The organism is Variovorax sp. P2_H12 (assembly GCF_056403395.1).
Genome location: NZ_JBFUFO010000021.1, coordinates 98,400 through 106,206 on the forward strand (window position 1 = coordinate 98,400; position 7,807 = coordinate 106,206).

The following is a 7,807-nucleotide window of genomic DNA, read 5'->3' on the forward strand; positions in this document are numbered from 1 at the left end:
TTTGATTTCAGCGATCGTGGACGCCTGTTTCAGGCTGATCACGGACGCTGTTTTCAGCGCCGTCGTGGACGCGCAGGGAGCCATCTCGCCAGGCTCTCGGTGCCGCTGGATCCGGTCAGGCTCTTGTCGCACCCGGGAGCGCGGTACGGATGACATCTTGCAACTGCCGAGGGGAGGGGAGCTTGCCCTTCATAGCCGGGGGCAGCTTGTCCTGGAGCTGATACTCGGCAACCCCGATCGGGTTTGTCTTGCTCTTGAGCGCGAATTCAACCTCGAGGTTGTCCTTCTCGGCACAGAGGATGATGCCGATCGATGGTGCGTCGTCGGCTGCGCGCTCCTTCTCGTTGAGCAGGTTCAAGTAGAAATCCATCTTGCCGGCGTACTCGGGCTCGAACTTGCCGATCTTCAGCTCGATGGCCACCAGCGATTTCAGGAAGCGGTGATAGAAGAGCAGGTCGATGAAGTACTCGTTGCGCCCGAGGGTGAGCCTGTGTTGACGTCCGATGAAGCAAAAGCCATAGCCGAGTTCGAGGATGAAGTCGCGCAGCTTGTCGATGAGCTGATTCTCGAGCTCGCGCTCCCTCACTGCCTGGCGGATGCCGAGGAACTCGAGGTTGTAGCTGCTCTTGAGCGCCTCCTCGGCCTGTTCGGCCAGGTGGTCGGGCAGCGCGAGCGGAAAGTTGTGGCTCTTGCCCTCGGCGAGCGAGCGGTCGTACGCGCGGGCCTTGATTTGGTTGAGCAGCACATTGCGGCTCCAGCCGAACGCCGCGACGGCCTTCAGGTAGAAGATGCGCTCGGCCGGGTCGGACACCTTGCCGAGCAGCACCAGGTGATGGCCCCAAGGAACTTCTGCGACAAGCTGTCGCAGAAGTTCGACCTTCGCGCCGCGACCCGCAGTCACTAACGACCGGCGCGGCCGACCGACGGAGCTACGGGGATTTTCTGCGGCAAGCTGTCGCAGAACCGGCGCGCTCGAGTACGTAGAGTCGACGCATGTCCCAGACGTTGCGCGCCGAGAAGCCTTGGGTGCCGGGGAACGAGGCGCGAAGGTCACGCGCGATCTGCTCGACCACGGACTGGCCCCAACCCAGCGCCTGCTGTTTCTCGACGATGGCCTTGCCGATGTCCCAGTAGAGCGCGATCAGCTCGCGGTTCACCGCGCGCGCGACCGACAGGCGCGCCGCGGCGACGCGCTCCTTCAAGGTCTTGATGAAATTTGCGTAGTCGTCGGCGAGGTCAGGGCTGCGAGTCATTGCTCCCACTGTAGACCAGCGTGAGCGCGGCGCCCGCGTCAATGCGATACCTCTGCTTGTTCCCCGCCAAATCGGGTCCAAGGAGGCGATGGATTTCAACATGACCACAAGTGCGGGCCGAGCGGCTCATCATCACGATGTACGCAGGCAGTGCGCATCAACCGGAAGGATCTCGGGGCGGGTGAGAACTTCGCCGAATACGTTCCCTATTGGGCCTGAAGGCGCCGCCCAGCCGTGACGAAGGCTGCGGTCGGCCTGCAGCAGACGCAGGGGCAGGGCAGGGCGCTTCGCCAACGACTGTCGTTGAACTCTTCGGTGCCTTAGTAGGTCATCTCGATGACCGTGCCCTGGGCCCACCGGCTCTCCCAATGGGCGAGGTAGGTTGCCGCCACCTTCGGATTGCTCCACACCACCAGCACGTTTTCAGAATTGGACTTCGCTGCCGCCTGGCTGTAGTTGAAGGAGCCCGTCTGCGTGTGCTTGCCGTCCACCACAATGTACTTGTCGTGGTGGATCGCATAGGTCGAGATCACCTTGGTCGGAATGTTGGCGCCGACGAGCAGGTTCATCGCCGCGATGTTCGCCTTGCCGCGGTTGCCCTTGTCGTCGATGAGCACGCGCACATCGACGCCATGTCGCTTCGCATCGGTCAGGGCGCGGACGACTGAAGGCGAAGTGAAGGAATAGCCGGCCAGCCGTATCGAGCTGCGGGCACTGCCGATGACCTTGAGCACGAGCGCTTCGGAGCCCGCATCGGGCGAAAAGGCCACTTCGATCTGCGAGTCGAAAGGCGGGGCGCTGAGGGAACTGGCACAGCCAGCGAGGAGGGCGAAGGCAATGCCCAGCAGGGTAGGGCGCGAGGCCGGAAGGAAAAAGGATCGCATGCGGTGTTCAGGTTGGGGCGGCGACTGTAGCAACTTTGTACGCGCTGTCTGGCGCGCCGCAGCCGCGCCTGTTCGGCGAAGCTGCCAGCCGATCTTGCATACATTCCATGGTGCGCCACGACAGCTCAGCTACGATGCTTGCGGCGTTCGTGGCCCCACCTGTGGTCGCGCTCTTCTGGAACGCTTGGTGGTTGCTGCACGGGGAAGCTGCCTACTTGATCAGCTCGTTGGTCATGCGCGTGCAACGGCGAGTCGGCGCAAGTGATGGTGTGGTTGGGTGGTGGGGCATCTCTAGGGACTGGCGCATGACCATCCTGTGCTTCGCGCTGGTGATCCTCGCGCTTGCCCACGGAATCGCGCCGCGCCCATGCTGCTGGTTGATGGCGTCGATCGCGCGCATCTCATAGCGAGGATCCTTGCCGGGCTGGTCCACCGCGAGTTCGCCCTGCATAACGGCGGCGTCCTGGAGCCCGACGCCCGCCTTGGCGTCGTTGTAGCCAGGCTTGAAGATGGCGTAATGGCCGCGAATTGCTGACGCCGCCGCAAACAAGCGGGTGCCTGCCCGTCGGCCTGCGCAATGGCACGGCCCGGTACTTTCCGAAAATCTCAACGAACGCAGCAGGGGAGGCGCGAATGATGCAGACTGGAGGCATGCCTAGCAGCGATGTCGTTACCGACAAGAGCAATCGCGAGTCCGCCGAAACCCCGGCCGGCGTCGCGATGTCGAGCGACGCGGGAACCCTCGCTGCCTTCGAGCGCAGAATCAGACTCAAGGGGTCCGCAGGACGACAACGCTTCAGACAAAACGTCGTGTTGGCGATCATCTTCGCGCTCGACGCACTGACACTGGTCGTGATCGTGCAGGTCGGCCCCTGGCCCTGACGCACCGCCAGGGGCAGGGACTGGGCGCTGGCCGGTATTCGGTGCCAGCGTCACTGAGAACCTTTCCAGTTTGGGCAAAGATCGTCACAAGAACCTCGAACTTCCCATTTTCGGGAACGCGAAGGCCGCGGCGGCGCCCGCCCGCCGCAAGGCCACGACTGCCCGTGCGCGGACATCCCGAAGGGAGTTGTTGCTGTTCGACCACCAGACCTGGCTGACCCTGACGGCGGGTGTCGCCCAAGCAGCGGCCGCCGCAGAAGCAAGCGGGGCCGGCCGCGGGTAGTTCACTCGAGTCGTGGCCTCCGGCGCGGTCGTCAGCGACTCTTCATGTATGCCGCGTACAGCGAGGGCTGGAGGTCGCGCAGCACCTTGCGTCGCTCAACGATGTCGGCGTGGCGGCCCTGCCGCTCCAGGCCGAGCAGTTCCACCAGCAGGCGCATCGCCTGCTCCTGCACGCTGTGCTGCGAGGCCTGGGCGAGCGCCAGCTGCTCACGAAGACCGGGGCGCTCGATGAGCACCCAGGCAGCAAACCAACTCAGGTCCGCAATCTCGCCGTCGGCCGGGGAGGTCTCGTCGAACTTCGCATCGAAGCTGCGTATCAACTGCGGCAGAAGCGGGTCGGGCGAGCGTTGCGCAACGTTCTCCAGCAGCGTCGGCGACAGCCATCCCAGTTCCGCGAGCAGTGGCCAGGTCGCCTGCAGACCGAGCAGGTGCAAACGGGCCTCGGCCATCCAGGCCAGCGGCGCCGGCTTGCGTCGCCACGATTCGATGGTGGCGACCGCCTGCGCGGCGGCCTCCCAGTTGCATGCACGCAGCCAGATCGGCGCCGCATGGTCCTGCGGATCCCGGGCATCGAAGGCCAGTGATCCGGCGCGGCGTGCGATGTCCTGCCAACTCGCAGCGAGCCAGCCGGCGGCAGCCCGGTCGCCGAAAGTGCGCCGCGCAGCGTCACGAATCGTCTTCTCCAACATCTGTCGCGCCTCGCGCAAGGATGCGTGGTCGCGAAACGCATCGTCGCGGCCGATTTCGGCGGCCTCGATGTAGTCAGTGAGAAGGCGCAGCGACGGCAAGCAGTCGTCGGCCGGATATTCCTGGGAAAGGAGATTGCAAGCCTGCCGAGCGGCCGAGGCGTCGCGCCGCTCGAGCGCATGCGCAGCGTCGTTCCTTAGCATCACTTCGCGGCCGTGTTCGAAGATGTCAAGTTGCATCGGGTCACCGGTGCATCAATGGTATCAAGGCAGCGCGGAAACAACTGTGCCCGGCTTCATGGCAAGTTCGTTTGCGATGAGGCATTTCGCGTCTTTCAGGGACACTCGGTGCCGAACAACTCGAGCTCGATGTATCGAGGCTTGGGAGGGTGTCGGCGAGCGCCTCGGGGAGCCGGTATGCCCATCGCACTTCGGTGTGCGGCAGGCCTCTGGGCCGGCGAAGTGCTAAAACGAAGGGACAATCCTCTCGCAGTGTCATTCGGTTGGCTCTCGCTTAGGGCGAAAGGACCACCTCCGGGTGGTCTTTTCACATCTGGCGACTGTATCGGAACCACGGTCTACATCGACGGCTACAACCTCTACTTCTCGCGCCTGCGCGGGTCGCCCTTCAAGTGGCTGGACGTGGCTGCACTTTTTCGCGACGCCATCCTCACCATACGGGATTCGTCCGCGAATGTGGTGGCAGTCAAGTTCTTCACGGCGCCAATCAAGGCGACTTACGCTAGCCACGGTGCCGACTCGGAGTCCGCCCGGAAGCGGTATCACCGCGCCCTGATGCTCAGGCACCCCGAACTCGTCGAGGTCATCCACGGCTTCCACATCCTGGGGCCCTCATCCCTTCCCCCCTATGTCCCAGGACAGCCTCCGAACAAGGCCGACTTGCACCTTCTCAATTGCCGACGCATGTGCCTTCCAGGAAGAAACCAGTCAGCAAACCGTCGCATTGGTAGGACTGCCCACGAGGTCGCCGCGCAATCGGTACGCCTCCCGATTTCGACGACGTGACGTCGACAGCATCATCGGGCGAAGCGGAAGCATCGAGCCGACGCGTGCGGACGAACTGCTGATGAAGACCTTGGTGCTGCGCCCGGCCCGGAAATGACCCGCGCGCAGAAATGGGCCCTGCACTGGGTCAACCGGCCCTCCCAATGTGCGAGGTAAGTTGCCGCCACCTACACCCCGATCGGGCGGTACAACGTCGAGCGCTACATCCGCGAGTTCATCCTGGGCTGACGAGCGTGGTCTGACGCACCCGCAGCAGGTCACGCGCGCCGTACTCGAGCGCTACCAGCGCTGGCTGTACCACTACCGCAAGAAGGACGGCGCGCCGCTGGCCGCGACCAGCCAGCGTGGCAAGATCATCGGCTTCTTCAAGTGGCTCACGCGCTCGGGTGAGATCCCGGCCAACCCCGCGGCCGACCTGGACCTGCCGCGCCAGATCAAGCGCTTGCCGCATGCCGTGCTCACCGCGAGCGAGGCCGAGCGGGTACTCGCCAGTGTGGACATCGGAACGCCCATCGGCCTGCGCGACCGCTCCATGATGGGGGTGCTCTACGCCACGGGCATGCGCAGGATGGAGCTCTCGGGCCTGGCCATCGACGACATCGACGTGGAGCGGGTGGTGGTGTTGATCCGGCTCGGCAAGGGCCAGAAGGATCGTCTGATCCCGCTGGGCGAGCGGGCGTTGCGCTGGGTGCAGCTGTACCTGGACGAGGCGCGCGAGCAGTTCGCCTGGAACCAGATTGACCGCACGCTGTTCCTGGGCAATGAGGGCCATCCGCTGCATCCGATGTGGCTGTCCACCCTGATCGCCAACCGGGTGGCAGCCGCCGGCGTCGACAAGCGCGGCGGCTGCCATTTGTGGCGCCACACCATGGCCACCCTGATGCTGGAGGGCGGTGCCGACATCCGCCACATGCAGGTGATGCTCGGGCACGCGGACATCAGCTCGACGCAGATCTACACGCAGGTGGCGATCCGGCAGCTGCAGCGGATGCATCCGCAGACGCACCCCGGGATCAGGCGGCGAGAACGTGGACTGCCCGCCGGCGGGCGAGGGGTGAGCGGACGGCCTTGGATGGGGGGAGACCCTCAACGGGCGAGCGGGGACGATGCCAGCGCGCTTCTGGACGCCCTGGCGGGGGAGGCCGAGGACGACGACGCTTGAAGGGCTGCACACATCCATCTTGCGGCCACGAGTCCATCTTGCGGCGCGCAGCGCCTGTCGGTCCTCCGTACGGGCTTCGGCGACCGTTGTTGGCCGACCAACGCCTTGTTGGTAAAGTATTACCCATGAATACCCCCATCAGCCCGACGCCCGTCAAGCTCGATCCCGAGCTCAAGGTGCGCCTGAAGCGCCTGGCCACGGCGCGCCACCGGGCGCCGCACTGGCTGATGCGCGAGGCGATTGCCCAGTACGTCGATCGCGAAGAAAAGCGCCAGGCCCTGCACCAGGAAGCCGTGGCCGCGTGGCAAGAGTTCGAGGAAACCGGTTTGCACGTTACGGGCAACGAGGTGATGGCGTGGTTGGAGACCTGGGGCACTGACGACGAGCTGCCAGCGCCTGCATGCCACAAGTGAGGTTCGCGCCGGCGGCGCTGCGCGATCTGGAGCTGCTGCGGGGGTTACTGCGCCCGAAGAACCCGGCGGCCGCCAGGCGTGCCGGCGAGACCATCATCAAGGCGGTGCAGGTGCTGCGTCAGCAGCCGATGGTGGGGCGGCCCGTGGAGGATCTGCCGCCTGAATATCGCGAGTGGGTGATCGACTTCGGCGCGAGCGGCTACGTGGCGCTGTACCGCTATGCCGGCGAGGGCGACGTCGTCACCGTGCTGGCCTTGCGTCACCAGCGCGAGGCCGGCTACGAGCCGGCTTCAAGCGCCTCAGGCAACTGAACAAAAGCGAGGCTCAGACCTCCTCGAGCCCCTGCCAAGTGCGTCCGGCCGATTTCGTCACCAGAACCGCGAACCTGCTCCCTACGACCCGCGTTGCCGCCGCGGCGGCCTTGTTCAGGGCGACGGCACGATCCACCGCAGTGCCGGTGTACTCGACATCAGGCATCTTCTAGCGCTTGCCATCGTCTGCGGTGATGATGTCCCCGAAGCCCTCACGCGCCATCTCGGTGGCCAATTGGGTGTAGTCGTCCCAGGTCGCCTTGTGCAGAACCATGCGGATCGTGAAGCTGGCCATCGTCTCTCCTCAAAGCGGCGTAGATCGGGCTGGTCGGCGCGACTTCACTCGGTGCAAACCCTGAACACGCAGCCATCCCTTCCTAGCTGCTGCGCCACCTTCAAACCCGATACCGCGTGCGCGCGGGGCGTGGCACGCGCCTAAATGCGATCGATGTGACGCCCGCGAACCCGCGCCAGTACTGGCGTGCGGGGCGATGTGGCTAGGACCGGACGACAGGACCGATGTGTTTGGCAATGTGATGGGGGACTATCTGGCCAGGTCTAGCGTCAGCGGCGGCGGCATCCCAGGGCCGGCGAGCGCCGAGGACAGGGCGCGCGTCGTGGGGTACTTCGCAGATGGCCCGGGCGAGGACACGATAGCTGAGGTGAATTTGGGAGGTAGGTGTCGGCGCGCAACTGCCGCAACTGCCGACGCACGTGTGCCAACTCCTGCAGCGCCTCCAGAACTTGCGGAGGCTTGACCGACTAGGGCGTGTTAACACTAATTGAGCTGACCATGGTTGATGCGAGACACTTCGTGCATGGAGATTTCGCCAGCCCAGTTCGCCCAGATAGAGCACTGCCTGCCACTGCAAAGAGGCAACGTCAGCCTGTCGAATCTGAGTGTGTTG

10 protein-coding genes are annotated in these 7,807 nt (G+C 64.7%); 4 read left to right on the forward strand and 6 right to left on the reverse strand.

The window, feature by feature from the left end; all coding sequences use genetic code 11:
- Nucleotides 1-115: 115 nt before the first annotated feature.
- The 4 genes from AC1DYK_RS16685 to AC1DYK_RS16700 all read right to left on the reverse strand — a co-directional run bounded on the left by AC1DYK_RS16685 (nt 116) and on the right by AC1DYK_RS16700 (nt 2,687).
- The gene (locus AC1DYK_RS16685) at nt 116-826 is read right to left on the reverse strand and encodes a PDDEXK nuclease domain-containing protein (protein WP_478167335.1); all 711 of its coding nucleotides are present in this window, start codon (nt 824-826) and stop codon (nt 116-118) included.
- Nucleotides 827-929: 103 nt separating this feature from the next.
- Nucleotides 930-1,253, reverse strand: a complete 324-nt coding sequence (locus AC1DYK_RS16690) for a DUF1016 N-terminal domain-containing protein (protein WP_478167336.1) — start codon at nt 1,251-1,253, stop codon at nt 930-932.
- 320 nt (nt 1,254-1,573) lie between these two features.
- Nucleotides 1,574-2,137 (reverse strand): phospholipase D family nuclease, encoded by a 564-nt coding sequence (locus AC1DYK_RS16695; protein ID WP_478167337.1) that lies wholly within the window; start codon nt 2,135-2,137, stop codon nt 1,574-1,576.
- 211 nt (nt 2,138-2,348) lie between these two features.
- A complete protein-coding gene (locus AC1DYK_RS16700) occupies nt 2,349-2,687 on the reverse strand; it encodes a DUF4113 domain-containing protein (RefSeq protein WP_478167338.1) in 339 nt (112 codons plus the stop codon).
- Between the two features lie 101 nt (nt 2,688-2,788).
- Between AC1DYK_RS16700 and AC1DYK_RS16705 the strand changes: the two genes are divergently transcribed.
- Nucleotides 2,789-3,019, forward strand: a complete 231-nt coding sequence (locus AC1DYK_RS16705; RefSeq protein ID WP_478167339.1) for a hypothetical protein — start codon at nt 2,789-2,791, stop codon at nt 3,017-3,019.
- A gap of 314 nt (nt 3,020-3,333) precedes the next feature.
- Here the strand turns inward: AC1DYK_RS16705 and AC1DYK_RS16710 are convergent, their stop codons facing one another.
- Nucleotides 3,334-4,227 (reverse strand): hypothetical protein, encoded by an 894-nt coding sequence (locus AC1DYK_RS16710; RefSeq protein WP_478167340.1) that lies wholly within the window; start codon nt 4,225-4,227, stop codon nt 3,334-3,336.
- A 943-nt stretch (nt 4,228-5,170) separates the two neighbouring features.
- Between AC1DYK_RS16710 and AC1DYK_RS16715 the strand changes: the two genes are divergently transcribed.
- The 3 genes from AC1DYK_RS16715 (at nt 5,171) to AC1DYK_RS16725 (ending at nt 6,899) form a co-directional block, all read left to right on the forward strand.
- The gene (locus AC1DYK_RS16715) at nt 5,171-6,175 is read left to right on the forward strand and encodes a tyrosine-type recombinase/integrase (protein ID WP_478167341.1); all 1,005 of its coding nucleotides are present in this window, start codon (nt 5,171-5,173) and stop codon (nt 6,173-6,175) included.
- A gap of 125 nt (nt 6,176-6,300) precedes the next feature.
- On the forward strand, nt 6,301-6,588 hold the full coding sequence (locus AC1DYK_RS16720; protein WP_478167342.1) for a CopG family ribbon-helix-helix protein: 288 nt from the start codon (nt 6,301-6,303) through the stop codon (nt 6,586-6,588).
- Nucleotides 6,576-6,899 (forward strand): type II toxin-antitoxin system RelE/ParE family toxin, encoded by a 324-nt coding sequence (locus AC1DYK_RS16725; RefSeq protein WP_478167343.1) that lies wholly within the window; start codon nt 6,576-6,578, stop codon nt 6,897-6,899. Before AC1DYK_RS16720 ends, AC1DYK_RS16725 begins: the two co-directional genes overlap by 13 nt.
- Before the next feature lie 169 nt (nt 6,900-7,068).
- Here AC1DYK_RS16725 and AC1DYK_RS16730 read toward each other — a convergent pair whose 3' ends face one another.
- Entirely contained in the window at nt 7,069-7,194 is a 126-nt protein-coding gene (locus AC1DYK_RS16730) for a hypothetical protein (RefSeq protein ID WP_478167344.1), read from the reverse strand.
- Nucleotides 7,195-7,807: the final 613 nt, after the last annotated feature.